This is a genomic window from Amycolatopsis sp. NPDC049688 (assembly GCF_040674975.1).
Classification (GTDB): Bacteria; Actinomycetota; Actinomycetes; order Mycobacteriales; family Pseudonocardiaceae; genus Amycolatopsis.
Map to the genome: position 1 here is coordinate 104,635 of NZ_JBFANY010000002.1, position 24,295 is coordinate 128,929.

A 24,295-nucleotide genomic window follows, 5' to 3' on the forward strand; every position below is an offset into this window, starting at 1 on the left:
GGAACAGCTCACTTCTTCTTCGGGGCGACGAGGCGCGCGAACACGGTGGCGAGGAGGTTGATCAGCGCGATGATGAGCACCAGGGTCAGGGCCGCACCCCAGATCCGGTCGAAGCCGACCGAGCCCGGGTCCATCGGGTTGCTGACGCGCTCGTTGTTCATCAGCAGCGGCAGCGCGGCCTGCTCGCCGTGGAAGATGTCCCAGTTCGTGTAGGCCGAATAACCGACGAGGACCAGCAGCGGCGCGGTCTCGCCCATCACGCGGGCGAGGGCCATCATGACGCCGCCGACGATGCCGGACAACGCCGTCGGGAGCACGATCTTCATGATCGTCTTCCACTTCGGCACGCCCAGCGCGTACGACGCCTCGCGCAGGTCGTCCGGGACGATCCGCAGCATCTCCTCCGACGAGCGGACGACCACCGGGATCATCAGCAGCACCAGGGAAAGCGAGACGGCGAACCCGCTGCGCGGCAGGCCGAGCGTCGTGATCCACAGCGCGTAGATGAACAGCGCGGCCACGATCGACGGAACACCGGAGAGGATGTCCACCATGAACGTGGTCGCCCTGGCGAGCTTGCCGCGGCCGTACTCGACGAGGTAGATCGCGACGAGCATGCCGATCGGCACCGCGATGATCGCGCAGACGAGGCCCTGCAGCAGGCTGCCGATGATGGCGTGCAGCACACCGCCGCCGACCTCGTCGGACAGCACGTCCCCGAAGTCCTCGGACCACCAGTTGCTGTACGGGATGCGCTTGATGCCGTTCGCGATCACCGTGTAGAGCACCCACACCAGCGGGACGACGGCGATCAGGAACGACAGCCAGACCAGCGTGGTGGCCAGCCCGTTCTTGACCTTGCGGGCCAGGCTGACCTGCTGGAACGCCGGAGTCGCCGCGGGCGCTTCGAGCGAGGTGACGGACATGCTCAGTCCCCCTTCTTGCCGATGACGGACCGGGCGGCGAAGTTCACGACGAAGGTGAGCACGAACAGCACCAGGCCGGCCGCGATGTACGCCCCGGCCGAGACCTCGTTGTTGAACTCGCTGTAGTTCGCGGCGATCTTCGAGGCGAAGGTGGCACCACCGTCGAAGAGGCTCCAGTCGAAGTTCTTGCCCTGCGGGATGAGCAGGATGACGGCCAGCGCGATCGTCTCGCCCAGCGCGCGGCCGAGGCCGAGCATGGACGCGCCGACGTAGCCGGCCTTGCCGAACGGCAGCACCGTGGTGCGGATGACCTCCCAGCGGGTGGCGCCGAGGGCCAGCGCGCCCTCGATGTGCGGGGTCGGCGTCCGCTCGAACACCTCGCGCGAGAGCGAGGTGATGATCGGCAGGATCATCACGGCCAGCACGATGCCGGCGGTGAAGATCGTGCCGCGCACGCTCGGCGCGACGTTGCCCGGCGCCAGCAGCGGGAACCACGAGAACGTGTCGTTGACCCACTGCGAGAACGGCTCGATCGCCGGGGCGAACACCAGGATGCCCCAGAGGCCGAAGATGATCGACGGCACCGCGGCGAGCAGGTCGATGACGTAGGCGAACGGGCGGGCCAGGCGCGGCGGCGCGTACTGCGTCAGGAACAGCGCGATGCCCAGCGAAACCGGCATCGCGATGATCAGCGCCACGAGCGACGTCGCCACCGTGACCTCGAGCAGGTCGAGGATGCCGAACGACATGTTCGCCGGGTCGCTGGTCGTCCAGCCGTGGTTGGTCAGGAAGTTGGCCTTGTCGGCCTGCAGCGCCGGGATGGCCTGGATGAGCAGGAAGAGCCCGATCAGGCCGATCAGGGCGACGACGAAGACCCCTGCCCCGGTGGTCAGGTTCTGGAAGATGCGGTCACCGGGCCGCACCTTCTTCGGTTTCTCACTCGCGGGCGGCTCGTTCGCCGCCGGCGGGGCTGGTTGCGCCGAAATCGGGACCTCCGGGGGCGTGGTGGCGGACGACGAACGCCCACCGGGGTCGCCGGTGGGCGTTCGCGTCGAGGATGACTCGCTCATCGACTAGTTGGTCCAGCCTGTCTCAACTCGGGAAACGATCGCAAGACCGGGTCAGGAGATCGACTTGATGGAGTCGAGGACCTTGGTCTGCAGCGACTGCGGGATCGGCACGTAGCCCTTGGCCGACAGCGGCTGCTGGCCGTCGGTGGCCGCCACCGTCAGGAACGCCTTGACGGCCTTCGCGACGTTCGGGTCCGCGTACTTCGAGCAGACGATCTCGTAGGTCGTCAGCAGCAGCGGGTAGGCACCCGGGGTGTTGCTGGCGTAGATGCCGTTGAGGTCGAGCGCCAGGTCCTTCGAGCCGTCCTTGAGGAACTTGGCCGCGTCCAGGGACTTCGCCACGTTCGCCGCGTTGAGCTCGACGCCGCCGGAGCCGCTGTCGATGAGGGCCGGGGTCAGGCCGTCCTTGGCGAACGCGCCCTCGACGTAGGTGATGCCGCCGTCGGAGGCCTTCACCGCGGTCGCGACACCGTTGGAGCCCTGCGCACCGTTGCCGACGCCGCCGTTGAACTTCTTGCCGGCACCCTTGGTCCAGTCGGCCTTCGCCGCCGCGCCCAGGTACTTCTGGAAGTTGTCGGTGGTGCCCGACTCGTCGGAGCGGGAGACGACCTGGATGGCCTTGTCCGGCAGGTTCAGGCTCTCGTTGCCCTTGATGCCCTTGATGGCCGGGTCGTTCCACTTGGTGATGCCGCCGCTGAAGATCTTGGCGGTGACCGACGGGGTCAGCACCAGCTTGTCCACCCCGGACAGCTTGTAGGCGACCGCGATCGGGCCGACGACCAGCGGGATGTTCAGCGCGTCGCTCGCGCAGCGCTTGTTGGCCGCCTCGAGGTCCGCGTCCTTGATCGGCGAGTCCGAGCCGCCGAAGTCGATCTGGTTGGCGTTGAACTGCTTGACGCCGGCGCCCGAGCCGCTGGGGTTGTAGTTGACCTGCTGGCCGGAGCACTTCTTGCCGTACTGCTGCGTGAAGATGTCGATGGCGTTCTTCTGCGCCGACGAACCTTCCGCGGAGAGCGGGCTCTTGCCACCGCACTCCACGTCGGCGGTGCCGGTGGCAGCGGGCGCCGAAGCCGAGTTCGAGCTGCTGCTGTTGGTCGCCGCGGGGTCGGAACCACAGGCGGCGAGCACGAGGGCGGCGCTCGCGACGATGCCCACCGCGCTCAGGGGCCGCATGATCTTCACTGCTGTTTCCTCCATCAGGAGCTTGACCGGGTCGTCGCGGCTGTGCTGCCGCGCCGGATCCGGACATTAGGCAGCCACGGTGGACGGGTGCCCCTCTCCAGATGAACGGAAAGTGAACAAGGCGGTCGATGTGAGCAGGGCGACTAGCCCGAAAGAGTGCCGTGTCCGGCCCGTGACCTGGGCGTTCGCACACTGTGACGGACTGTTGGCACGCCGTTTGTAACGGTTACCGACCGTACTGGACGTCTGTCTCGTACCGCGCGAACCCCAGCTTGGTGTAGACCGCCAGGGCGGGCGCGTTGTCGCCCTCGACGTACAGGATGATCTGCCGCAGCCCGCGGCCCGCGAGGTACCGCAGCCCGGCGAGCGTGAGCGCCCGCCCGAGCCCGCCGCCCTGCGCGGCCGGGTCGACGCCGACGACGTAGACCTCGCCGACGCGCTCGCCGCCGAACCGGCCCGGGGTGGGCTCGTGCACCTTCGTCCAGTGGAACCCGACGACCTCGCCCTTGTGTTCGGCGAGGAAGAAACCGTCCGCGTCGAACCACGGACGAGCTTCGTCCGCGCGGACGTCGTCGGCGGTCAGCGCGCCCTGCTCGGGGTGCCAGTCGAAGGCCCGGGCGTTGACCCGGACGACGGCGTCCTCGTCCTGCCCCGGCACGAACGTCCGCAGCGAGACGCCCTCGCGCAGGATCGGCTCCGGCCAGTCCGCGCCTTCGACGTCGACGTGCAGGATCAGCAGCTCGCGTTTGCGCTCGAGGCCCGTCTTCTGCGCGAGCTTCCGCGCGGCCGGGTGGTCGCCGTGCGCCCAGACCCGGAAGCCGACCGCGGCCCGCTCGTCGAGCGCCTGGAGCAGCTTCGCGCCGTAGCCGCGGTTGCGGTGGGCGGGGTGCACGAACAGCTCGGCGACCTGGTGCCCGAAGGAGTCGCCGGTCGTGTCGAGGTGCGCGTACGCGACGACTTCGCCGTCGACGCAGGCGACGAGGTGCTCACCGCCGTCGAACTCGCCGGGGAGCGGACCCCCGGGCTCGACCTCGGGCCGCCCGTCGGCTTCCCGCACGGCCAGCAGCAGCCCGCGGACGTCCTCGAGCTGCTTTTCGTCCAGTTCCTGCCGCCACTCTCCGGTCACCCTGCGACCGTACCCGCGGATGAGGCAACGCGACGGTTGTCACCGCGTCCAGGTGAACGTGGGGACGTCAGTGCGCGAGTTCGGGAGCTTCGGCCGGCGCTTCGGCCGGAGTCGCCTGGCGAGGCACGCCGCCCTTGGCCGGCCGCTCGAACTTGTAGCCGACGTTGCGGACGGTCCCGATCATCTGCTCGTGCTCGGGACCGAGCTTGGCGCGCAGCCGCCGGACGTGGACGTCGACCGTGCGGGTGCCGCCGAAGAAGTCGTAGCCCCAGACCTCCTGCAGCAGCTGGGCGCGGGTGAACACCCGGCCCGCGTGCTGCGCGAGGTACTTGAGCAGCTCGAACTCCTTGTAGGTGAGCTCGAGGGTGCGCTTGCGCAGGCGGGCGGTGTAGGTCGCCTCGTCGATGACCAGCTCGCCGACCCGCAGCTCGGCCTCGACCTGCGCGGAACCGCCGTCGCGGGTCGTCACCAGCCGCAGCCGGGCGTCGACCTCGGCCGGCCCCGCGGTCGGCAGCAGGATGTCGTCGGTGCGCCACTCGGCGCTCACGGCGACGAGCCCGCCTTCGCCGACGACGGCGATGATCGGGGTGGCCGCTTCCTCTTCGCCGGTGCCCTTGAGCAGGCGGCAGAGGCTCTTCGCCGAAGCCAGGTCGCTGCGGGCGTCGAGGAGGATCACGTCACGGTGGCCCGCGTCGAGCAGGGCCGTCACCTCGGGAGCGCGGACGCGTACGGTGTGCGGCAGCAGGTCCAGCGCGGGCAGCACCGAGGTGGCGTCGGCCTCCGCAGTCAGTACCAGAAGGTCCAGGCTCATCAGCCGCACCGCCTTCTCGAGTCGTCGCCGCACAGCGGCGTTGGTCGGTGCTAAGTGAGAATAGCGGCTGAACGGCCGGGCACCTAACCCTTGCTGGATCGATCACACCTGGAGGAATCCGGGTGTCCCCGACGAACAGGAGTACGGACGCGATGGTGAGCAGGCCCGTGACCCGGGACGACCGACCCGCACCGAGGCCGGACGCACGACGCCGCGGCCGCCGCGCCCGGCGCTGGGTGATCGCCCTCGTCGTGCTGGTCCTGCTGCTGGTGGGCGCCGATTTCGGGGCCGCGGCGTTCGCCGAGCACATGATTTCGCAGAAGGCCCGCACGCAGCTGCAGCTGAGCGACGACCCCTCGGTGACGATCCACGGTTTCCCGTTCCTCACGCAGGCCCTCGGCGGTGACTACCGCCACATCAGCGTGTCCGCCGCCGGCATCCCGGTCGCGGACAAGCTGCAGGACGTCGCCGTGAACGCCGAGCTGGAGGACGTCAAGGCGCCGCTGTCGGACCTCACGAACGGCAACACGAAGGCGATCACCATCGGCAAGCTGACCGGCTCGGTCACCATCAAGGCCGCCGACCTGGCCCGCCTCTCCCCGCTGGACAAGATCAAGGACCTGCGGATCGAGCCGTCGACCACCGAGTACGTGCAGAACGGCGACAGCGGGCAGAGCGAGCCGACGCCGACCCCGGCGAAGACCACCGAAGGCCAGGCCGACCAGGACGAGTCGAGCACCGGTGTCCGCATTTCGGGACACCTTCCGTTCGCGGGCAAGGATCTGGAAATCTTCTGTTTCGCGATGATCGAGGCGGACGCGGCCAAGGGCACGATCAACTTCCTCCCCAAGCGCCTGCAGTTCGGGAACGACCAGGAGACGACGGTCGTCCCGCAGGCGGTGCAGAAGGTGCTGATGCCGAACTTCAACGCGTCGATCAGCACGAAGGACCTGCCGCTGTCGGTCACCCCGACCGGCGTGCGGGTGCAGAGCGGATCGGTGACGATCAAGGGCGAAGCGGCGAACGTGTCCTTCGCGGATCTGAGCAGGTAGGGAGCGGGCGGTGACGGGGCTGTGGGTGCTCGTGGCGACGCTGGTGGCCGCCGCGGCCGTCGGCGTGCTGCTGCGCGTGCGCAACGGCCGGGTCCGGGACGCCAAGCCGGCCCGTGACCTGCCCGGCCCCGTCACCGACGTGCTCGACCCGGCGTCCGCCGTGACGCTGGTCCAGATCTCCACCACCTTCTGCGCGCCCTGCCGGCACGCGAAGGCCGTGCTCGCGCCGCTGGCCGAGCGCACCGACGGCCTGCACCACGTCGAACTCGACGTCACGAACGCCCCGGAGATCGCGCAGTCGCTGTCCGTGCTGCGGACGCCGACCACGATCGCGCTGACCCCGGACGGCCGGGAGCTGCTGCGCGTCGGCGGCGTCCCCAAGGGGCCCGAACTGCTCGACGCGCTGCGGCCGCATCTCACGACTCGGACACCCTGACCAGGGCGTTGTCCCAGAAAACGGGAATCGTCCCAAGGTATGAACGTGGTTCCCACTCTGAGGGAGCTCTGGGTACCCTCGCACCCGTGACCGGGCTGACCACCTTCTTGACGCAGCGACGCGCAGTCGACCTCTGCCGCGTCCGCAGCAGCCTGTGTCGCGCTCACACCGACCGGCGCTGAACGACGTCCGGAGACCCAGCCAGCCCTGATGCCGCTGACGCGTGCCGTTCGCACGCACCCCCTCTGCTCCAGCTGGAGGAACGAATGCCCGCCGGACCGGCCGTCGACCCGCGAGGCCCGCGGTTCGCCGCCATCCTGACGACGATCGTGCTCGCGGTCGTGCTGGTCACCGAGTGGTGGCCGCTGCTGGCCCTCCAGACCGTCGTGTTCGCCATCGGCGCCTTCGTCGGACTGAAGCCGGCGCCGTACTCGATCGTCTACCGGACGCTGGTGGCCCCGCGCCTGGGTCCGACGTCCGAGCGGGAGGACGCGGCGCCGCTGCGGTTCGCCCAGGCCGTCGGGTTCGTGTTCGCCCTGGTCGGCACGGTCGGCTTCGCCGTCGGGCTCACCCCGCTCGGCATCGTCGCGACGGCGTTCGCGCTGTTCGCCGCCTTCCTCAACGCGGCCTTCAACTTCTGTCTGGGCTGCGAAATGTACTTGCTCATCAAACGCTTCAGCCCCGCCCGCGCGTCCTGAAGAACAACCAAGGAAGAGAGTTCTGTCCATGAGCCGTGAAGACGTCCTGGTCACCACCCAGTGGGCCGAGGAGAACCTGGACACCCCCGGCGTCGTGTTCGCCGAGGTCGACGAGGACACCACCGCCTACGACGCCGGCCACATCCGGGGCGCGGTGAAGTTCGACTGGCGGAACGACCTGCAGGACGGGGTGCGCCGTGACTTCGTCTCCAAGGAGGGCTTCGAGAAGCTCCTCTCGGAGAAGGGCATCTCCAACGACGACCTGGTGATCCTCTACGGCGGCAACAACAACTGGTTCGCCGCGTACGCGTACTGGTACTTCAAGCTGTACGGCCACGACAAGGTCAAGCTGCTCGACGGCGGCCGCAAGAAGTGGGAGCTCGACGGCCGCGAGCTGAACTCCGACGAGGTCAAGCGCGACCGCACCGACTACAAGGCGCAGGACCAGGACCTTTCGCTGCGCGCGTTCCGCGACGAGGTCGTCCAGTCGATCGGCTCGAAGAACTTCATCGACGTCCGGTCGCCCGACGAGTTCTCCGGCAAGCTGCTCGCCCCGGCGCACCTGCCGCAGGAGCAGTCCCAGGTCCCCGGGCACATCCCCGGCGCGCTGAACGTGCCGTGGGCGAAGGTCGCCAACGAGGACGGCACCTTCAAGACCGAGGAAGAGATCAAGGAGCTGTACAAGGACGAGGGCATCGACGAGGGCAAGGGCACCATCGCCTACTGCCGCATCGGCGAGCGCTCCTCGATCGCGTGGTTCGCGCTCCACGAGCTGCTGGGCTACGAAGACGTGAAGAACTACGACGGGTCATGGACGGAATACGGCTCGCTCGTCGGCGTGCCGGTCGAGTTGGGAGCCAAGTGATGGCGGTTGACGACAGCTGCGGCGCACCGGTCCAGGAGGCCACGCCGGCGGACTACGACACGCGCGGCCAGGTCGTGCTGGCCGGCAAGGTGACGGGCGCGAACGGGCCGGTCGGCGGCGCGTTCGTCCGGCTCCTGGACGGCGGCGGCGACTTCACCGGCGAGGTCGTCTCGTCGGCCGACGGCGACTTCCGCTTCTACGCGGCGCCGGGCGAGTGGACGGTCCGCGCCCTGCACCGCACCGGCAACGGCGAGGCTTCGGTCACCGCCGAAGGCCCCGGCCTGCACCAGCTGGCCATCTCGGTCGCCTGAGTTCGTTTCCCGTGGAGGCCTCCCTGCTCCGGCAGGGAGGCCTTCACGGCGTTTCCGGGCGGGTGACCGTGCTCACCGCGCCGACCCTGCGCAGGGCCGTCCCGGGCCGGGCGGACTAAGCTGCCAGCCGTGGAAGCACTGTTTACGACCTTGCTGGTCCTCGCGGGCGTGGCCATCACCTGGTTCGCCGTGTACGTCGTCTACCGGCTGTACGCGGACCAGCGCTGACCCATGACCGCCAGCGGCGACGAAGCCATCGCGGCAGCGGAGAGGCGCGCGGAGAGCACCCGCGCCCGCAACCTCCCGCTGTGGGACGACCTGCCCATCCCGAACGACACGGCGAACCTGCGTGAGGGACCGAACCTCAACGACGCCTGCCTCGCGCTGCTGCCGCTCGTCGGCGTCTGGCGCGGTGAGGGCGAGGTCGGTTACCCGACCATCGACGGCCCGCGCAAGTTCGCGCAGCAGCTGACGATCTCGCACGACGGCCGCCCGTTCCTGATCCACGAGTCCCGGGCGTGGCTGCTGGACGACGACGGCAACGTCATCCGCCCCGCCGCCCGCGAGTCCGGGTTCTGGCGGCCGCAGGCAGACGACACGATCGAGCTGCTGCTCACGCACAACACCGGCATCGTCGAGCTGTACTACGGCAAGCCGCGCAACCAGACGTCCTGGGAGCTCGGCACGGACGCGGTGATCCGCACGGCCACGGCCAAGGACGTCACCGCCGCCCAGCGCCTGTACGGCCTGATCGAGGGCTCCCTCGGCTACGTCGAAGAGCGCGCGATGGTGGGCCAGGAGATGCAGCCGCACACCTCGGCCCTGCTGCACCGCGTCGTCGGCTGACGCCGTGCGCTGGCGGCGGTGTGGCGAGGACGCCGCCCTGCTGGACTGCGACTCGCTCGAACAGATGCGGGCCGCCCACGCCACCGTGCTCGCCGCGCGCCCGCCCGGGGTCGTCGACCTCGTGCCGGGCGCGCGCAGCCTGCTCGTCGTCGGCGGCGTCGCGGCGGTGCGGGCCCTGCTGGAAGACGCCGACCTCGCACACCCGCCCGCGAACGAGCCGCGCGAAGTGATCCTCGACGTCCGCTACGACGGCGAGGACCTCTCTTTGATCGCCTCCGACGCCGGGATTTCGCCCGACGCCGTCGTCTCGCTGCACACCGAAGCCGTCTACACGGTCGCGTTCACCGGGTTCGCACCCGGTTTCGGCTACCTCACCGGGCTCCCGGCTCCGCTCCGGCAGCCTCGGCTGGAGACCCCGCGGACCCGCGTCCCGGCCGGGTCGGTCGGGCTGGCCGGCGAGTTCACCGGCGTCTACCCGCGCGAGTCACCGGGCGGCTGGCGGCTGCTCGGGCACACGTCGGCGACGCTGTTCGACCCGCACGCGGACCCACCCGCGCTGTTCGCACCGGGCGACCGCGTCCGCTTCCGGAGCGTGCGGTGAGGAGCCTCGAAGTGCTCGACCCCGGGCGGTACGCGCTGGTCGAGGACCTCGGCCGGCCCGGGTACGCCCACCTCGGCGTCGCGCCTTCGGGCGCCCTCGACACGGCGTCGCTGCGGCTGGCGAACCGGCTCGTCGGCAATCCCGAGGCCGCCGCGGGGATCGAAGCTCTGCTGGGCGGTCTCGCCGTCCGGTTCACCTCCGCGGTGACGGCGGCGGTCACCGGCCCGGCGGTCGACGTCCGCGTCGACGGCCGGGCCGCCGGTTCCCACGCGCCGCTGGCGGTCCGCGCGGGGCAGACGCTGACGGTGGGCACGCCGTCGGCGGGCCTGCGCTGCTACCTGGCCGTCTCCGGCGGCATCGCGGTGGAACCGGTGCTCGGCAGCCGGTCGCGGGACGTCCTGTCGGCCATCGGCCCGGAGCCGTTGCGCGCCGGAGACGTCCTCCCGCTCGGCGAGCCCGGGATTCCCGCGGGTGCCGACGTCGTCGTTCCCGTACCGGCGCCGGACGACCTCGTCGTCCCGGTGACGCTCGGCCCGCGCGACGACTGGTTCGACGACCCGGCCGCCGGGCTCTCCGCGGGGTGGACCGTGACGGCCGAGTCGAACCGCGTCGGCCTGCGGCTCGACGGGACGCCACTGCGGCGGACGCTCGAGGGCGAGCTGCCCAGCGAAGGCGTCGTCACCGGTGCGATCCAGGTGCCGCCGAGCGGGCTGCCGGTGGTGTTCCTCGCCGACCACCCGACGACCGGCGGCTACCCCGTCGCCGCCGTCGTGAAGACGGCCGCGTTGAGCGCCCTCGCGCAGGCCCGGCCGGGTATTCGGATCCGGTTCCGGCCTTCCTGAGCAAGCCGTACCGCCGCGCGGGTGAGACCCGGATCACGCGGTGCACCCGTCCGGGTAGGGGTCGGAACCATGTCGCGCCGCCGCCCGTCCTGATAAGCGTGGAACAGGTGACGATCAGCGGTGGCACGGGTTTCCTCGACGTGAACGCGCGGGCGCGGGCGGAGCTGCCGCAGTCGCTGCGGATCGCGCTGGCCACCGGGCAGCTGCGCCGCCCGCTGGCCACCACCCTGGGCCCGGTTCTCGACCTGCTCGTCGACGGCGACTACCGGGTGAGCGGCCCGGAACGGCTGCCGGACGACCGGCTGCTCACCCCGACCGACGCCTGGCCGCCGTCGGACGAGGCCCGCGTCGGCTACTACCGGACGGCCATCCGCACCGGGCACCGGCCGGTCGCGGTGGTGCTGGCCGACGGCGAACGCGAGCTGATCATCGACGGTCACCACAAGATCGCCGCCTACCGCGCCGAAGAGGTCGCGCCCGCCGTCGTCCGGATCAGCCAGGGTCAGGCGTACTCGCCTTCGTAGGCCGCGACGAGCTCGGCGTACACCGCTGCGGAATCGGGCAGCCGCTCGCCGTCCAGGGTGTGCACCCGGGTCAGCTTGCGGACGCTGGAGGCCATGAACACGCCGTCGCCCTCGACGAGGTCGCGCACGGTCAGCGGCTCCACCTTGACCGCCCAGCCCGCCTTCTCGGCGCCGCGGAACAGCGCGGCCTGGGTGGTGCCCGGCAGGATCCCGATGCTCGACGGCGGCGTGTAGAGCGTCCGCCCCTTCGCGAGCACCACGGTCGACGTCGGGCCTTCGAACACCGAGCCGTCGGCGGCGGTGAAAATCACATCTTCGGCACCGCGGCGGCCCGCCTCGCGCACGGCGGCCATGTTCATCGCGTACGACAGCGGCTTCGCGCCGAGCAGCAGCCAGGGGGCGCGTTCGGCGAGGTCCGGCGGGAAACCGCGTTCGAGGGTGATCGCGGCGACGCCCTCGGCGCGGGCCTTGAGGACCGACGGCGAGACCTCCGAACCGAGCGCGAAGCCGGTCGGCACCGCGGCCGGGTCGCCGTCGGATCCCCTGGTGTACACCAGTTTCAGCACCATTTCGGGCCCGCCGGACCACCTTTCGAGAACCAGCGAAACGACCCGTTCCCAGGCGGCGAGGTCCGGTTCGGGCAGGTCCAGCATGGCTGCCGAGCGGGCCAGCCGCTCGAGGTGCGGCCGCAGTTCCCGGGGCTTGCCGTCGACGACGAGGATGGTCTCGAAGACGCCGTCGCCGCGCATGAGCCCGAGGTCGTCGACCTTGATCTGGGCCACTTCGGGGTCGGCCGGGGTTCCGTCGAGGAAGACGAGGACGCGCATGCGCACACGGTACTCACTTAGGCTGGGCACCATGCCGTACCGCTCGCCGCTGCTGGACGTGCCCGGATCCATCCCTCCCCCCGACGACCACTTCGAAGCCGGCGTCCCCTGGCACTGGGGAGACCCCTTCGCGGAGCAACGCACGGCCTCGCGCAGCGTGGTCGTGATCGATCGCTCGCACCGCGAGTTCCTCGCCGTGACCGGCGAAGAGCGGCTGTCGTGGCTGCACCTGGTGATCTCGCAGCACGTGACCGGGCTGGCCGACGGCTCCGGCACCGAGGCACTGGTCCTCGACAGCCAGGGCCGCGTCGAGACGCACATGGTGCTGGCCCACCTCGACGGCACGGTGTACCTCGACACCGACCCGGGCCCGCGCGTCACCAGTGCGCTGCCCAAGGGCGGCCCCCAGACGCTGCACGAGTACCTCGAGGCGATGAAGTTCTGGTCCAAGGTGGACATCCGGGACGCGACCGGCGAGCTCGCGCTGCTCACCGTGCTCGGCCCGGACGCCGAGCGCGTCTTGAGCGCCGTCGGCGCCGAGGTCGGCCCGGAGCCGTACGCGGTCGCGGCGCTGCCCGGAGGCGGCTTCGCCCGGCGGATGCCCTGGCCCGGCCGGTTCAGCGTGGACCTGGCGGTGCCCCGCGACGCGCTGCTGGACTGGTGGAAGCGGCTCACCGACGCGGGCGCGCGGGCGGCGGGCAGCTGGGTGTTCGACGCCTTGCGCGTCGAGTCGGTGCGGCCACGGGTGGGCGTCGACACCGACGAGCGCACGATCCCGCACGAAGCCGGCTGGGTCGGTTCGGCCGCGCACGTCGCGAAGGGCTGCTACCGCGGCCAGGAAACGGTGTCGAAAGTCCACAACGTGGGACGCCCGCCGCGGAACCTGCTCCTGCTGCACCTCGACGGCTCACCGGACATCACCCCGGAGACCGGCGACCCGGTGCTGCTCGACGGCCGGACGGTCGGCCGGATCGGCACGGTGATCCAGCACCACGAGCTCGGCCCGATCGCGTTGGCGCTGGTCAAGCGGTCGACGCCGGTGGGCGCGGAGCTGTTGGCGGGGTCGGAGGACAACCTCGTCCAGGCGGCCATCGACCCCGATTCGGTGCCGTCCGAACAGCCCGCACCCGGCCGCGCGGCAGCGGCCCAACTCCGTGGCTGAACCAACGCCCCTGACAGCGAGATCACGCTCAACCGGGATAAACTGCGCTGTGATCGAAGTGCGGCCCGGCGGCAGGCGGCGGATCGACCGCGTGCTCGGCCCGGGGTACCTCAGCGGCCTGGGTGAACTGCCGCTGAAGGTGCTGCGCGAGCGGCGCGACGAAGCCGCGCAGGAAGAGACCGACCTGTCCTACCTGCGCCGTCTCCTGCACGCCCGGATCGACATCGTGCGCGCGGAGCAGGCCCGGCGCAGTTCCGGGGGCGAGGCCAGCATCGTCGACCAGCTGGCCACGATCCTCGCCGACAACGCGCTGGGCCCGGCGGCCGGTTCGGGCCGCCACCAGCAGCTGGAGCCGTCCCGCGCGGGCGAGCACCGGCGGCACGCGGAGGCCCTGATCGGCGACACGGACCTGACCGACGTCGGGTCCCTGTCGGACGAGAAGCTGGCTTCTGCTTTGGACACGTACGCGAGCGAAGAGCTGTCGGTGTCGTCGTTCCGCCGTGAGGTCCAGGGCGTGATGGACACGTTGAACGCGGAGATCGCGAAGCGCTACCAACAGGGTTCGGCCACTGTGGACGAGCTGCTGGAGAACGAAGGCCGCACGGAGTGACGAACCCCGTACTCGCCGAAGTGGTGCGGTCGGGTTTCGTCGAAAGCAGCCACCGGGGCGCGCTCGTGGTGACGGGCCCGGAAGGCGGCGTCCGCCTGGCCCTGGGCGACGTGGTGTCCCCGGTGTACCCGCGGTCGTCGAACAAGCCGCTGCAGGCGGCCGGGATGCTGCGCGCGGGCCTGGACTTCACGGGCGAGGACCTGGCGCTGGCGTGCGCCTCCCATTCCGGCGAGCCCGGCCACGTCAAGCGGGTGCTGGAGCTGCTGTCGGCGGCCGGCCTGCGCGAGGAAGACCTGGCGTGCCCGCCGGACTTCCCGCTGCACGTCCCGAGCATGCGCGACGCGGCCGAGCCCCGCCGGGTGACGATGAACTGTTCGGGCAAGCACACGGCGATGCTGACGACGTGTGTCCGGGCGGGCTGGCCGACGTCGGGGTACGAATCCCCGGACCACCCGTTGCAGCAGGCCCTGGCTTCGGCCGTGGCTTCGCTGACCGGCGAGCCGATCGCCCACACGGGTGTGGACGGCTGTGGTGCACCGTTGTTCGCGTTCTCGTTGACGGGGTTGGCGCGCGCGTTCGGCCGGATCGCGGTCGCCACGGACGGCCCGTGCTTCGAGGTGGCTTCGGCGATGCGGGCGCACCCGTGGCTGGTGGCGGGCACCGGACGCGAGGACACGGCGCTGATGTCCGGTGTGGAGGGTCTCATCGCGAAGGCGGGCGCGGAGGGGGTCCAGGCGTTCGCCCTGCCGGACGGCTTCGCGGCGGCGATCAAGATGGACGACGGCGCGAAGCGGGCGTGTGCCCCGCTGGCGGTGGAAGCCCTGCGGTACTTGGGCGCGGACGTGTCGGGGCTGGCAGAGCTGGCCGCACCGGAAGTGTCCGGCGGCGGGCGGCCGGTCGGGGAGATCCGGGTGCCGGAGCTGCGCTGAGCAGCCCCCGTTTTCCACGCTACCGGCAGGCACCGACAGTTTGGCCGGTCACCGGCGCCGGGGCGCGGAGTTGTCCACTGGTTGGCTTGGCCGGCCACGGCGCCGGGGCGCGGGTTGTTCGCTAGTTGGCGCGTTCGCGGGCGGCCACGTCGCCCCAGAACTCGCGCAGGTCCGAGAACAGCTCGGCCAGCTCCTCGACGTTGCCCGAGCGCAGGGCGTCCAGGATGTCGTGGACCTCGTCGGCCGTGTTGTCGGCTTCCAGGACCGGGTCGGCGAACAGCTGCACCAGGCCGCCGTAGTCGAGTTCGACCACCGAGTCCGCGTGGAAGTTGTCCAGCCACCGGCGCGTCTCGAACAGCACGCGGCCCGGGCCGGAGTCGCCGAAGGTCTGTTCCAGGAGCTCGCCGGCCTCCCGCGCCCGGTGCTGCGCGTCGGCGAGAGTGGCGCGCCAGGACAGCTCGCGGCGGGGGTCGTCGCGGCCGTTGCCGAGGACCAGGCGGCGCTCGTCCGGCTCGACCAGCACGAACCACGGCAGCGGAACCGTCCACGTCGTCGACAGCGTGTGCGCCGCCGACGTGGACAGGTCCGCCATCGCCGACTTCGTGCGGCCGCGGATCGTCTCCTGGGTGAAGCCGCCCTCGTCGAGGACGACGTTCTTCAGCGCCGGGTGCGCGTCGCCGAGGAAGGTGACCAGCGCCGCCGCCGAGCGGGCGCGCAGCTCCAGCGGGCAGACGAACGGACCGTGCTCCGCCTTGCCGCCCGGTACGTCGGCGGCGTCGAGCACCAGGACGTCGGTCAGCAGGCTGGGCGCGGGACGGCCGTCCGCGAGCTCGGCGGGCAGCAGCCGCCGCGGGGCGGCCACCTGTGACTTGAGCCACATGGCCTGCTCGCGCACGCCCGCGTCCGTCCGCCGCAGCTTGGCCGCCGCCACGGCCGCACGCAGCCGCTCGTCCGGCGGATCGCCCAGGGCGAGCAGGGGTTCGTACACCCGCAGGTAAGCCACGAAGGGACGGAGCACGGGTAGATCGTGGCACGTCTACCTGCGCCGATCGCCACCGACCGGCCGGTAACCGGTGTCCGGCGAACACTGTCACGACCGGCACACCGTGCCACGTCGCATCGAACCCCCCGGACACGGTACGGTGTGAGCAGGAAAGAATTGTCGAGACGATGCGGGGCCGCCGATTCCCCCGGCCGCCCCGCCCCTGTGCGAGGGGGTCGAGCCATGGGGCGCGGCCGGGCTAAGGCCAAGCAGACGAAGGTGGCGCGTGAGCTCAAGTACAGCTCGCACGAGACCGACTTCGATGCTTTGCAGCGCGAGCTGTCGAGTAACTCCTCCAGTGACAACCACCATGAGGACTCTGCCGACAGCCGGTATGAAGACCCGTACGACGACGGGTACGACGAGTACCGTCGTTGAGCACGCGTAAACGCGCGAGGGCGGCGCCGGGCGACATCCGGCTACCGCCCTCGCGCGTCGCGTGCTGCCCACATTCGCGTCCAACAGGCGCTTGGGGCTGCGAAGCGATGAAGGAGTGAGCCGGTGGTAAGTCGGGTTGGAGTCGTCGGGGCGGGCCTCATGGGGTCCGGCATCGCCGAGGTGCACGCACGGGCCGGGTTGGACGTGGTGGTCACCGAGGTGAACCAGCCGGCGCTCGACGCGGGCAAGGCGCGCATCGAGAAGTCGCTGCAACGCGGCGTCAAGAGCGGCAAGCTCTCCACCGAGGAGGCCGACAAGGCCCTCGGCCGCGTCCGGTTCACCACCGACATCGCCGAGTTCGCCGACCGCGAACTGGTCATCGAGGCGATCCTCGAGCAGGAGCAGGCGAAGGTCGACGTCTTCCGCCAGCTCGACAAGATCGTCGAGGCCGAGGACGCGCTCTTCGCGTCCAACACGTCGTCGATCCCGATCATGAAGCTGGGCATGGCGACGAGCCGGCCGCAGCAGGTGGTCGGCATCCACTTCTTCAACCCGGTGCCGGTGCTGCCGCTGGTGGAGCTGGTGCCCTCGCTGCTGACCAGCGAGGAAACCGCCCGCCGCGCGGAGGAGCACGCGACGTCGGCGCTGGGCAAGACCGTGATCCGCTCGCAGGACCGCGCCGGGTTCATCGTGAACTCGCTGCTGGTGCCGTACCTGTTGTCGGCGATCCGGATGATCGAGTCGGGCTTCGCCTCGGCCGAGGACATCGACCGCGGCATGGAGCTGGGCACCGCCCACCCGATGGGCCCGCTGCGGCTGTCCGACCTGATCGGCCTGGACACCATCAAGGCCATCGCGGACTCGATGTACGCGGAGTTCAAGGAGCCGCTGTACTCGTCCCCGCCGCTGCTGCTTCGCATGGTCGACGCGGGCCTGCTGGGAAAGAAGACCGGCCGCGGGTTTTATTCGTACGGCTGACCGAAGCGGACGGGCGCGCCGAAGGCGGCGCGCCTCGCCGCCCGCCGCAGGACGGCGAGGATGGCCGGCCCCACCAGGACGATGGCGACGGCGTTGGTGATGGCGCGCCCGGTGTCCCACCCGAGGGTCGAGGTCAGCACGGTGTAGACGGCGAACCGGTGCAGGTTGTCGAGCACCGGCGCCCCGGGCACGAAGCCGAGCTGAGTGGATTCACCGGCGAGGAACGGCCACGTCCACAGGCTCATGAGCAGCCCGAAGAAGTACGCGGCGAAGACGCCGTAGCCGACGAGCAGGGCGATCTCGGCTTTGCCGCGCGGTTTGCGCGGAAGCAGCCCGGCCCCGAGCCCGATCAGCGACGACGCAAGCATCTGGAACGGCAGCCACGGCCCGACCCCGGCGGTGAGCAGCGCGCTGGTGAACAGCGACGTGGAGCCGAGCACGAACCCGAAGCCGGGCCCGAACACCCGCCCGGCGAGCACGAGCAGGAAGAACACGAGCTCGATGCCCCCGGTCCCGGCCCCGAGCGGCCGAAGCCCGGCATTGACGGCCGAGAGCACCCCGAGCAGCGCGAGCGCCTTGGCATCGATGCCACCCCGGGACAGTTCGGCCAGGACAACGAGGATCAGCACGGGCAGGGTCGCCATGAAGACAAACGGAGCATCGACGGCATGCGCGACGGCGCCGGGGCGCGGGTGAGCGAAGAGCGGCCAGGTGAACATGGCCAGGCCGAGGAGGCTGGCGACGGTGAGCACGAGCGCGGGCCGCGGGGTCAGTCGGATGGCGCGGGGCGGTGGGCTGAGGAAATCAGTCATGCCGGGTCACCCGCCGGGACGAGTGGTTGGGCGGCTGCGAGGCGCCGGGTCGGTGACGCCAACCTGCCCGCCGGCACCGCGGCCCGCTGAACGCGCCGGGAGCTGCCGCGGACGGCCGCAGGCGCCGACCGGCAACGTCGCCAACCTCGCCCGCGCCGGCCCGGCAGCCCGCTGAGCACCGCCGACTGACAATGCCGGGAGCTGCCGGCAGCTGGACCGCCGCGAGTGCCAGCCAGCAACGTCGCCAACCCTTGCCCGCGCCGGCGCGGCAGCCCGCTGAGCACCGCCAGCTGGCAATGCCGGCAGAGCCGGGCGGTTGGGAGGCGCCGAGAGGTCGGCGGCACCTCGCAGCACATGTCGACCGAGCACGCCGCGAAGGAGCCGCCCGGCTGGCCGAGTGCAAGCCACCGAGAGGGCAGCAGCACCGCGCGGCGCAAGCCGACCGGGCACGCCGCGAAGGCCAGGCGCGGGGTTCCTTGGCCCCCGCCCCCCGCCCCCTCCCCTCCTCCCTCATGCCAGCGCCTCCGCGACCTCGTCGACCGTCAGCCACTGCTCCGGCGCCAGGATCTTCGCCACCTGTGGTGCGAACGCCGGGGAAGCGACCACCACCTCCCTTGTCGGGCCGTCCGCTACCACCTCGCCCTCGGCCATGACCACCACGCGGGTGGCCACCGTGGCCACGAACTCGACGTCGTGGGTGGCCAGGAGCACCGCGCGGCCCTGCGAGGCCAGCTCTCGCAGGATCGCGGCGAAGCGCCTTTTCGCGTGGTAGTCGAGGCCGCGGGTGGGCTCGTCGAGCAGGACCAGCGGTGGGGCCGACGCCAGCTGGATCGCCAGCACCAACGCCAGTCGCTGCCCTTCCGAGAGGTCGCCGGGGTGCGCTTCACCGGCTACTCCCGGGGCGAGCCTGTCCAGCAGGGCCCGAGCCGTCCCTGCCGGTACCTCGGACTCGGTGTCCGCCTGTGCGCACTCGGCTTCCACCGAATCGAGGTACAGCAGGTCGGCCGGGGTCTGCGGGACCAGGCCGACGCGCTGACGGGCCACTCGTGGCTTGAGCGATGCCGGGTCCGCGCCGCCGACGTCGACCTTCCCCGCCGACCTCGGGCCGCTGCCCTGCACCGCCCAGAGAAGCGACGACTTGCCGGAGCCGTTGCGTCCCATCAGCGCGACCACCTCACCCGGTCCGACACGCAGGTCCACCCCGCGTACCGCCAGGACATCTCCGTATCGGACCACCACCCCTCTCACATCCAGTGCCGAACCGGTCACCGAGAGACTACGACCCACCACCGACAATTCCCGGAGTCGCGTGCGGAGAGGCCCCGCGACCCGGCGCGCGTCCCGGACCGACAGCGGCAGCGGTGACCAGCCCGCCAGCCGGCCCAGCTCGGCGATCGGCGGGGCGATCGACGACGTCGCCAGGATCTCGGCCGGTGGCCCGGACCGGACCGAACCGTCGCCCGGCAGGTACAGCAGCCGGTCCGCGTACTGGGCGACGCGCTCCATCCGGTGCTCCGCGACGATCACCGTCGTCCCCAGGTCGTGGACCAGCCGGGTGATCGCCGCCAGGACGTCCTCCGCCGCCGTCGGGTCCAGTGCGGACGTCGGCTCGTCCAGCACGACGACGGACGGGTGCGCCGTCAAGACCGAGCCGATCGCGACGCGCTGCTGCTGGCCGCCCGAAAGGGTCCGGAGTGGACGGTTGCGCAGGTCCGCGATGCCCAGCAGGTCCAGCGTTTCCTCGACGCGCTTGCGCATCACGTCCGGCGGCACCGCCAGCTGCTCCATCGCGTACGCCAGTTCCTCCTCGACGGTGTCGGTCACGAACCCGGAGAGGGGGTCCTGCCCGACGACGCCGACCACCGACGCCAGGTCGCGCGGCGGGTACACCGAAGTGTCACGCCCGGCCACGAGCACCCGGCCGGACAGCCGGCCGCCCGTGAAGTGCGGGACGAGCCCGTTGAGCGCGCCGAGGAACGTCGACTTGCCCGCCCCCGTCGGCCCCGCGACCAGGCACAGCTCGCCCTCTTCGACCACCAGGGACACGTCCGACAGCACCGGCCGCGAGGCGTCCGGGTAGGTCACCGTGACCCGCGAGAACTCGATCACCGGGCAACCTCCGGAACAGGGGGTGAAACGACCGCCGGCAGCGCCGCGACCAGCACGGACACCACGTGCACCCAGGACACCTCCGGCCAGCGCAGCGGGCTCAGCGAAGGGAACAGCCGGTCCGGGTCGACCCGCGCGGTCACGAACAGCAGCACGCACGCCGCGACGCCGGCCGCGACGACCAGCGTCTCCGGCCACCGCCACGGGTCCGGGCGGTACGCCGTCCGGTGCACCCGGCGGCCGCCGACGACGAAACCCACGACGGCCACCGCGAGCCCGGCCGCCAGCAACGGCACGCCGAGCCACGCCGACGACGTCCCGTCGAGCACGCCGTAGACGCCAACGCACACGCCCACCAGGCCGGCCAGGACACAAAACGCGATCACCGCCCGCAGCCGCAGGCTGAGGTACTCCCGGCGCCCGTAGCCCCGGGAGTCCATCGCGGCCGCCAGCCGCAGTGACCGGTCCATCGCGTCCTCCAGCACCGGGACCACGATGCCCTTGAGGGCCCGCAGCCCGCGAGTCCGGCCCGCGCGCAGCCTCCGGGCCCGTCGTACCCGCTGCACGCTCTCGACGAGCTGTGGCGCGACCGTCAACGCCACCGTCACCGCCGTGCCGACCTCGTACAGCGCCCCGGGAACCGCCTTGAGCAGGCGTTTCGGGTTGGCGAGGGCGTTCGCCGCGCCGATGCAGACCACCATCGCCGCCAGCCGCAAGCCGTCGTAGAAGCCGCCGAGGAGCTCCTCCGCCGACGTCGGGCCGAGCAGGGACAACCCGGCCGTGAGGGGGATCCGCGGCAGCGTGAACAGCACGTGGCCGCCGTCTTCGCCGCCGACGAGGATCCGGAACAACACGCGCGAGGCGACGATCAGCGCGCCGACGTAGACGTACAGCCGGAAGGCCAGCGCCCACGGCGCGTCACTCCGCCGGTTCGCGACGACGAACCCGGCGACGGCGATGACCAGCCCGAGCAGCAGCGGGTTCGTCGTGCGGCTGGCCGCGACGGCCAGCGAGAGCGCCCAGGCCCACCAGGCGCCGGGGTGCAGTGGCCTACTGCGCACGCCGGCGCCGGGCGACGACGATCCCCGCGCCGCCGACCAGCACGATCACGACGGCCCCGATCACCAGGCCCCACGGGAACGAACCGCCCTGGTCGGCGGCGGGCGCGGGCGCGGACGTGGCGGCCTGGCGCACCGGCGCCACCCGCGGCGGTGCCGGCATGTCGTTCACCGACTTCGGCCGCGCGAACGCCCAGCCCTCGAACCCGCCCGGGGCCGGCTTGGCCGTCTGGGCACCTTCCTGGCTCGACGTCCAGGTCCCGCCGGGCGAGGCGTGCCAGTAGCTCCAGTACGCCGTGGCCGACGGCATCCCCGCGCAGGATTCCACGTCGGGGCCCGGCTTGCCGTTGATCCGGCAGGCGACGGCGAGGCCGTACTTCTGCGAGCCCGCCACCTCGATCCCGGCCTCCTGCAGGGCGGCGATGCCGTTCGCGGGTGTCCCGGCGGCACAGCGGACCAGGGGCTGCGGCCCCAGATCGCCGAAGTCGACGACCACCGTGACGCCGCCGCCCTCGGGGCAGGTCCCGTCGGTGCCCGCCGCCGACGCGGGTGCGGCACCCACGAAGGCGGCGCCGAACAGGAGGGCGCAGACGACGGCGAAGCGGGAGGCGATCATGCAGGCACTTTAACCAGGTCGGCGCCCGCCGAAGGTGCGGTTCCGGCGCGACGCGGGACACACCTAGACTGCGGGCCGTGGGACAGCTCATCGCGGACGGACAGCTGCGCGTCGGCCTGGTCGGCGCCGGCCCGTGGGCGGCGACGGTGCACGCGCCCGGACTGGCGGACCACCCCGGCACCGCGCTGACCGCCGTCTGGGCGCGGCGGCCGGAAGCGGCGCAAGCGCTTGCGGAAACGCACTGCGCGGCCACCGCCGCCAGCGTCGAGGAGCTGTTCGCGCAGGTCGACGCGGTCGCGTTCGCCGTGCCGCCGTCGGTTCAGGCGGAGCTGGGCGTGCGCGCGGCCGAGGCCGGGAAGCACCTGATCCTGGAGAAGCCGATCGCCGCCGACCTCGGCGGCGCGCAGCGGCTGGCCGACGCGGTCGCGGCCGCCGACGTGGCCGCGCTCGTCGTGCTGACCCTGCGTTATTCGGCGCAGACCCAGGACTGGCTCGCCGGCCTCGCGCAGGCGGGCGGCTGGGCCGGTGGCGGCGCGCGCTGGCTGTCCGGTGCCCTGCTCGGCGGCCAGTACGCCGCTTCGGAGTGGCGGCAGGACGACGGCGGCGCGCTGTACGACATCGGCCCGCACGCGCTCGACCTGCTGGACGCCGCGCTCGGCCCGATCACCGAGGTTGTGGCGGCCCGGCAGAGCCCCGGCGACCTCTGGCACCTGATGCTGGCCCACGACGGCGGCGCGATCAGCACGGCCACGCTCTCACTGCGGCTGCCGGTGCAGCCGACCGTCGTGGAGGTCGCCGTCTGGGGGCAGCACGGGTACCGGACGCTCGGGCGCAAACCGGGCTCGGCGCAGGAGTCCTACACCGCGCTGCTGGACGACTTCGCGGCGATGATCGCGAGCGGCACGACGACCCACCCCTGCGACGTTCGCCGCGGGCTGCACCTGCAGGCATTGCTGGAGCAGGCGCGCCTGCTGGCGGCGAAGTAGTACACAGGCACGCTTCGCGTACTTTCCCTGCGCCGCAGGGGTTTCCCGGCAACGCCCCGAATCCATCCACAGGGTTGTCCACAGTTTCCCTTGCGAACACGGCGATCCCTGACCGGACTCACCCGGAACGCGGTAAACCGGTTGCCGGCCATGCGAACATGGCCGGGAAGAGCCCGCTCGAGTTCAAGGAATGAACGCCTATGCCTGGCGCCGTCCCCGGCGTCGGCCTCCGCTAGGCCTGACGCCCAGCGCCCCGCCCGCACGCCGGTCACCGGCTGCGGTTCCTTGACCTGCGCTCGAAAGGCTCACCATGTCCGCCATCCAGGCCTATGTCCGCAAGACGGCGCCACGCGGCCGCACGACCGAACGGGTCGGGCCGTTCCTCGCCACCTTCTCGCCGGACACGGCCCACCCGATGCTCAACTACGCGATCCCGGACGACGGCGCGAAGCCGCCCGCCGCCGAGATCGCCGCCCTGACCGGGGCATACCGGCGGCGGGGGCTGCTCCCGCGGCTGGAGTACTTCACCGACGTCGCCCCCGACCTGGAGAAACTGCTGGTCGGCGCCGGGTACCGGCTCGAACGGCGAGTACCGCTGATGACCTGCCCGCCGGAGGGCCGCATCGACCGGCCGGTGCCGACGGGAATCCGGCTGCGCGCCCCCGAGTCCGCCGAGGACTTCCGGAGCATGCGCCGCGCGCAGAACATCGCGTTCGGCGAACCCGCGGAAGCCGGCGACGCCGGAGAGCCGAGTGCCGGGGTGGGATACCTGCTCGCGGAAGCCGACGGCGTGGTCGTCGGCGGCGGCCTCGCGCTCGAAATCGTCGACGGCACGACCGAGATCGCCGGAATCGCCGTGCTCGAGGCCTACCGCGGCCGCGGGATCGCCGCGGCGCTCACCGCGCACCTCACCCGCGCGGTCCACGAGGCCGGGGCCCACACGGCGTTCCTCACCCCCGGTGACCTGGGGATCGGCCACGTCTACGCCCGCGTCGGCTACCGGCCGGCGGGCGAGTGCGTGCACCTGTCGTTGAGCTAGTCCTCGAACCGGCCGGAGCGGCCGCGTTTCACGTCGCTCCGGCGCTTCTTCGACGCCAGGCGGCGCTCCTTCGAACCGCGAGACGGCTTCGTGGGGCGCCGCTTGGCGGGCGGCGGGGCCGACGCGTCGAGCAGCAGGTTCGCCAGCCGGCCGCGCGCGGCCTCGCGGTTCTGCAGCTGCGACCGGTGTTCGCTCGCCGCGATCGTCAGGACGCCGTCGACCAGCCGCGAGCCGAGCCCGGCCAGCACCCGGTCCCGCAGGTGCTCGGGGATCGACGGCGAAGAAGCGACGTCGAAGGACAGCTCGACGCGCGAGTCCGTGGTGTTCACGCCCTGCCCGCCCGGGCCGGACGACCGCGAAAAGCGCTCGCTCAACTCGGCTCCCGGGATCGTGAACCGGGAGCCGACCACTACGTCTTCGGCTGCCACGTCAACCAGTGTGACAGCCGGGTCGAGCGGA

The 24,295-nt window shown here is 71.6% G+C and carries 28 protein-coding genes; 16 read left to right on the plus strand and 12 right to left on the minus strand.

Annotated elements, in window-relative coordinates:
• Positions 1-8: 8 nt before the first annotated feature.
• The 5 genes from pstA to AB0J55_RS06390 all read right to left on the minus strand — a co-directional run bounded on the left by pstA (position 9) and on the right by AB0J55_RS06390 (position 5,115).
• Positions 9-926, minus strand: coding sequence for a phosphate ABC transporter permease PstA (gene pstA / locus AB0J55_RS06370; protein WP_364243701.1), 918 nt, complete (start codon positions 924-926; stop codon positions 9-11).
• A 2-nt stretch (positions 927-928) separates the two neighbouring features.
• Entirely contained in the window at positions 929-1,849 is a 921-nt protein-coding gene (pstC, locus tag AB0J55_RS06375) for a phosphate ABC transporter permease subunit PstC (RefSeq protein WP_364245904.1), read from the minus strand.
• Positions 1,850-2,047: 198 nt separating this feature from the next.
• A complete protein-coding gene (pstS, locus tag AB0J55_RS06380) occupies positions 2,048-3,178 on the minus strand; it encodes a phosphate ABC transporter substrate-binding protein PstS (RefSeq protein ID WP_364243704.1) in 1,131 nt (376 codons plus the stop codon).
• A gap of 226 nt (positions 3,179-3,404) precedes the next feature.
• Complete coding sequence (mshD, locus tag AB0J55_RS06385) at positions 3,405-4,304, minus strand: mycothiol synthase (RefSeq protein ID WP_364243706.1); 900 nt, start codon at positions 4,302-4,304, stop codon at positions 3,405-3,407.
• A gap of 67 nt (positions 4,305-4,371) precedes the next feature.
• Positions 4,372-5,115 carry a response regulator transcription factor gene (locus AB0J55_RS06390; RefSeq protein ID WP_364243710.1) on the minus strand — a complete coding sequence of 248 codons (744 nt, stop codon included), beginning with the start codon at positions 5,113-5,115 and terminating at the stop codon, positions 4,372-4,374.
• 152 nt (positions 5,116-5,267) lie between these two features.
• Here AB0J55_RS06390 and AB0J55_RS06395 point away from each other — a divergent pair, with 152 nt between their 5' ends.
• The 9 genes from AB0J55_RS06395 to AB0J55_RS06435 all read left to right on the plus strand — a co-directional run bounded on the left by AB0J55_RS06395 (position 5,268) and on the right by AB0J55_RS06435 (position 11,290).
• Positions 5,268-6,167, plus strand: a complete 900-nt coding sequence (locus tag AB0J55_RS06395) for a DUF2993 domain-containing protein (RefSeq protein WP_364243713.1) — start codon at positions 5,268-5,270, stop codon at positions 6,165-6,167.
• Between the two features lie 10 nt (positions 6,168-6,177).
• Complete coding sequence (locus AB0J55_RS06400) at positions 6,178-6,603, plus strand: thioredoxin family protein (protein ID WP_364243716.1); 426 nt, start codon at positions 6,178-6,180, stop codon at positions 6,601-6,603.
• Between the two features lie 266 nt (positions 6,604-6,869).
• Entirely contained in the window at positions 6,870-7,301 is a 432-nt protein-coding gene (locus AB0J55_RS06405) for a DUF4395 domain-containing protein (RefSeq protein WP_364243720.1), read from the plus strand.
• 28 nt (positions 7,302-7,329) lie between these two features.
• On the plus strand, positions 7,330-8,166 hold the full coding sequence (locus tag AB0J55_RS06410; protein ID WP_364243722.1) for a sulfurtransferase: 837 nt from the start codon (positions 7,330-7,332) through the stop codon (positions 8,164-8,166).
• Complete coding sequence (locus AB0J55_RS06415; RefSeq protein WP_361087906.1) at positions 8,166-8,477, plus strand: DUF1416 domain-containing protein; 312 nt, start codon at positions 8,166-8,168, stop codon at positions 8,475-8,477. Before AB0J55_RS06410 ends, AB0J55_RS06415 begins: the two co-directional genes overlap by 1 nt.
• A 231-nt stretch (positions 8,478-8,708) precedes the next feature.
• The gene (locus tag AB0J55_RS06420; RefSeq protein WP_364243725.1) at positions 8,709-9,323 is read left to right on the plus strand and encodes an FABP family protein; all 615 of its coding nucleotides are present in this window, start codon (positions 8,709-8,711) and stop codon (positions 9,321-9,323) included.
• A gap of 4 nt (positions 9,324-9,327) precedes the next feature.
• Positions 9,328-9,924, plus strand: coding sequence for an allophanate hydrolase subunit 1 (locus tag AB0J55_RS06425; RefSeq protein WP_364243727.1), 597 nt, complete (start codon positions 9,328-9,330; stop codon positions 9,922-9,924).
• Positions 9,925-9,935: 11 nt separating this feature from the next.
• Positions 9,936-10,766 carry a biotin-dependent carboxyltransferase family protein gene (locus AB0J55_RS06430; RefSeq protein ID WP_364245907.1) on the plus strand — a complete coding sequence of 277 codons (831 nt, stop codon included), beginning with the start codon at positions 9,936-9,938 and terminating at the stop codon, positions 10,764-10,766.
• Positions 10,767-10,864: 98 nt separating this feature from the next.
• Positions 10,865-11,290 carry a hypothetical protein gene (locus tag AB0J55_RS06435; protein WP_364243729.1) on the plus strand — a complete coding sequence of 142 codons (426 nt, stop codon included), beginning with the start codon at positions 10,865-10,867 and terminating at the stop codon, positions 11,288-11,290.
• Here AB0J55_RS06435 and AB0J55_RS06440 read toward each other — a convergent pair.
• Complete coding sequence (locus AB0J55_RS06440) at positions 11,269-12,117, minus strand: aminodeoxychorismate lyase (RefSeq protein ID WP_364243732.1); 849 nt, start codon at positions 12,115-12,117, stop codon at positions 11,269-11,271. The two genes, AB0J55_RS06435 and AB0J55_RS06440, sit on opposite strands and share 22 nt — an antisense overlap.
• A 31-nt stretch (positions 12,118-12,148) precedes the next feature.
• Between AB0J55_RS06440 and AB0J55_RS06445 the strand changes: the two genes are divergently transcribed.
• The 3 genes from AB0J55_RS06445 to AB0J55_RS06455 are packed head-to-tail and all read left to right on the plus strand — an operon-like array spanning position 12,149 to position 14,818.
• Entirely contained in the window at positions 12,149-13,279 is a 1,131-nt protein-coding gene (locus AB0J55_RS06445) for a folate-binding protein (protein ID WP_364243735.1), read from the plus strand.
• A 49-nt stretch (positions 13,280-13,328) separates the two neighbouring features.
• Positions 13,329-13,889 carry a hypothetical protein gene (locus AB0J55_RS06450; protein ID WP_003056950.1) on the plus strand — a complete coding sequence of 187 codons (561 nt, stop codon included), beginning with the start codon at positions 13,329-13,331 and terminating at the stop codon, positions 13,887-13,889.
• Positions 13,886-14,818: an asparaginase gene (locus AB0J55_RS06455; protein ID WP_364243738.1), complete on the plus strand. Its 933-nt coding sequence runs from the start codon at positions 13,886-13,888 to the stop codon at positions 14,816-14,818. The genes AB0J55_RS06450 and AB0J55_RS06455 overlap by 4 nt, the downstream gene beginning before the upstream one ends.
• A 121-nt stretch (positions 14,819-14,939) precedes the next feature.
• On the opposite strand, the gene AB0J55_RS06460 is transcribed toward AB0J55_RS06455, so the two are convergent.
• Positions 14,940-15,836 carry a hypothetical protein gene (locus AB0J55_RS06460; RefSeq protein WP_364243740.1) on the minus strand — a complete coding sequence of 299 codons (897 nt, stop codon included), beginning with the start codon at positions 15,834-15,836 and terminating at the stop codon, positions 14,940-14,942.
• A gap of 207 nt (positions 15,837-16,043) precedes the next feature.
• Between AB0J55_RS06460 and AB0J55_RS06465 the strand changes: the two genes are divergently transcribed.
• Entirely contained in the window at positions 16,044-16,238 is a 195-nt protein-coding gene (locus tag AB0J55_RS06465; protein ID WP_091319261.1) for a DUF3073 domain-containing protein, read from the plus strand.
• A gap of 123 nt (positions 16,239-16,361) precedes the next feature.
• Positions 16,362-17,216, plus strand: coding sequence for a 3-hydroxybutyryl-CoA dehydrogenase (locus tag AB0J55_RS06470; protein WP_364243742.1), 855 nt, complete (start codon positions 16,362-16,364; stop codon positions 17,214-17,216).
• Here AB0J55_RS06470 and AB0J55_RS06475 read toward each other — a convergent pair.
• From AB0J55_RS06475 to AB0J55_RS06490, 4 genes are all read right to left on the minus strand, one after another.
• Positions 17,201-18,028 carry an ECF transporter S component gene (locus tag AB0J55_RS06475; protein WP_364243745.1) on the minus strand — a complete coding sequence of 276 codons (828 nt, stop codon included), beginning with the start codon at positions 18,026-18,028 and terminating at the stop codon, positions 17,201-17,203. The genes AB0J55_RS06470 and AB0J55_RS06475 overlap by 16 nt on opposite strands.
• Positions 18,029-18,538: 510 nt before the next feature.
• Positions 18,539-20,137 carry an ATP-binding cassette domain-containing protein gene (locus tag AB0J55_RS06480; protein ID WP_364243748.1) on the minus strand — a complete coding sequence of 533 codons (1,599 nt, stop codon included), beginning with the start codon at positions 20,135-20,137 and terminating at the stop codon, positions 18,539-18,541.
• Positions 20,134-21,198 (minus strand): energy-coupling factor transporter transmembrane component T, encoded by a 1,065-nt coding sequence (locus AB0J55_RS06485; RefSeq protein ID WP_364243750.1) that lies wholly within the window; start codon positions 21,196-21,198, stop codon positions 20,134-20,136. Before AB0J55_RS06485 ends, AB0J55_RS06480 begins: the two co-directional genes overlap by 4 nt.
• Entirely contained in the window at positions 21,188-21,811 is a 624-nt protein-coding gene (locus AB0J55_RS06490) for a hypothetical protein (protein WP_364243753.1), read from the minus strand. Before AB0J55_RS06490 ends, AB0J55_RS06485 begins: the two co-directional genes overlap by 11 nt.
• 77 nt (positions 21,812-21,888) lie before the next feature.
• Here AB0J55_RS06490 and AB0J55_RS06495 point away from each other — a divergent pair, with 77 nt between their 5' ends.
• Both AB0J55_RS06495 and AB0J55_RS06500 read left to right on the plus strand, forming a co-directional pair.
• On the plus strand, positions 21,889-22,797 hold the full coding sequence (locus tag AB0J55_RS06495; RefSeq protein ID WP_364243755.1) for a Gfo/Idh/MocA family oxidoreductase: 909 nt from the start codon (positions 21,889-21,891) through the stop codon (positions 22,795-22,797).
• 310 nt (positions 22,798-23,107) lie between these two features.
• Positions 23,108-23,836: a GNAT family N-acetyltransferase gene (locus tag AB0J55_RS06500; protein ID WP_364243758.1), complete on the plus strand. Its 729-nt coding sequence runs from the start codon at positions 23,108-23,110 to the stop codon at positions 23,834-23,836.
• Here AB0J55_RS06500 and arfB read toward each other — a convergent pair.
• The gene (gene arfB, locus AB0J55_RS06505) at positions 23,833-24,264 is read right to left on the minus strand and encodes an alternative ribosome rescue aminoacyl-tRNA hydrolase ArfB (protein ID WP_364243761.1); all 432 of its coding nucleotides are present in this window, start codon (positions 24,262-24,264) and stop codon (positions 23,833-23,835) included. The genes AB0J55_RS06500 and arfB overlap by 4 nt on opposite strands.
• Between the last annotated feature and the right edge of the window lie 31 nt (positions 24,265-24,295).